This is a genomic window from Burkholderia sp. Ac-20353, assembly GCF_017104785.1.
Lineage (GTDB): Bacteria > Pseudomonadota > Gammaproteobacteria > Burkholderiales > Burkholderiaceae > Burkholderia.
In genome coordinates this window covers 1-1,205 of sequence record NZ_JAAGPL010000499.1, presented here as the reverse complement: position 1 = coordinate 1,205, position 1,205 = coordinate 1, and the positions used below count along the sequence as shown (strand labels likewise).

1 pseudogene is annotated in these 1,205 nt (G+C 60.9%); it reads right to left on the bottom strand.

The features are described from left to right. Window positions 1–304: 304 nt before the first annotated feature. A pseudogene (locus G3N94_RS41570) lies at window positions 305–1,205 on the bottom strand (ISNCY family transposase); the annotation flags it as partial.

Sequence of the window (1,205 nt, the reverse complement as noted above, 5' to 3'; positions counted from 1 at the left end):
TCTGGAAAACGCGCGTGGCTAGGTCGATGGCGATCGTCGTGGGCTCCATGGAATCTCTCCTGAACGGAAGAATGGACAAGACACTGTCGCACATCCGTACCAGGAACCCAGAAAGCGGAGACAGGCGTTGGAATGGTCGATGTGGCGGGAGGCGACCATTCCATCTAAGTGGCCAGAACACGACATTTCTATAAAGCTACTACAACTAAATGTCAAAGCCATTCTCAAATGTCCGCCTTGCGGCTAAGTTCAAATGTCCGGGTTTGCGGTTGGTATAGCTGCCTGTTTATCCTGGGTTTAATCGTTACGCAGTGTCGAAGGAGGGCGTCTGAACGGGCAGAGCGCTTACGTCCCCTTCGATTGCTTTGGCAGACCGCCGGCCCGGTTTGCGGGGTGGCGGTTGCGCCTGTCTATGCTGGGCCAGATCCACAATCACCTGTTCGACGTCGGCTTGCGTGAACTCCCGTTGCTTCTTGGTTCCAGCTTGACGATCTGGAGTACGAACGGCTTCACCTTGATTGGTGCGCGACGGCGAACCGGAAATCCGCCGGTTGTCGCGCTGCGCCTGGATCGCTTGCGAAACTTGCAGCACGTGGCTCAGGCGTTTTTGCTCAATCACCGCGCCTTGGTCCACTTCCGCCAGCTTGTCGTACTGCCGGCAAGACAGCACGTCGCCGTCGGCCCGGATCTCGATCCGCCCGTCCGGGTACTCCCACACGTCGATGTAGCGGTGAATCAGCTTGCGGTGCTCCGGCGTGTCGTCCAGCAGGTAGAGCACCCGGTCGTACAGCACCGTCAGCGATTTCGATACCCGGCGCGTTTCACGCCACGTCAGCAGGAGATCCAGATCCTCGTCGGCGCGTAGCGGCCTGTGCGCATTGAAGTCGCTCTTCGGCGGTTTCGCGAACCGCGCGTTGTAGGCCGCGATGAAGGAGGGCGCATACGCGTTGGCATCGGCCACCGTGCTGATCCCCCGCAGCCGCAGTTCCTTCACCAGCCGGTCCTGCAAGGTCAGATGCGCGCGCTCGACGCGTCCCTTGGCCGGGCTGCTGTTCGCGCAGAACGTGTCGATGTTCAGCTCGTACATCGCCCGGCCGAAGTGTGTCACGCTGCGGCCGGTCTTGCTCGCAGTCGTGCTGCGGAACACGCTCGCCTTGTCGCTGTACAACGCCACCGGCTTGCCGTGGCGCTCGAGGTACGCCCGC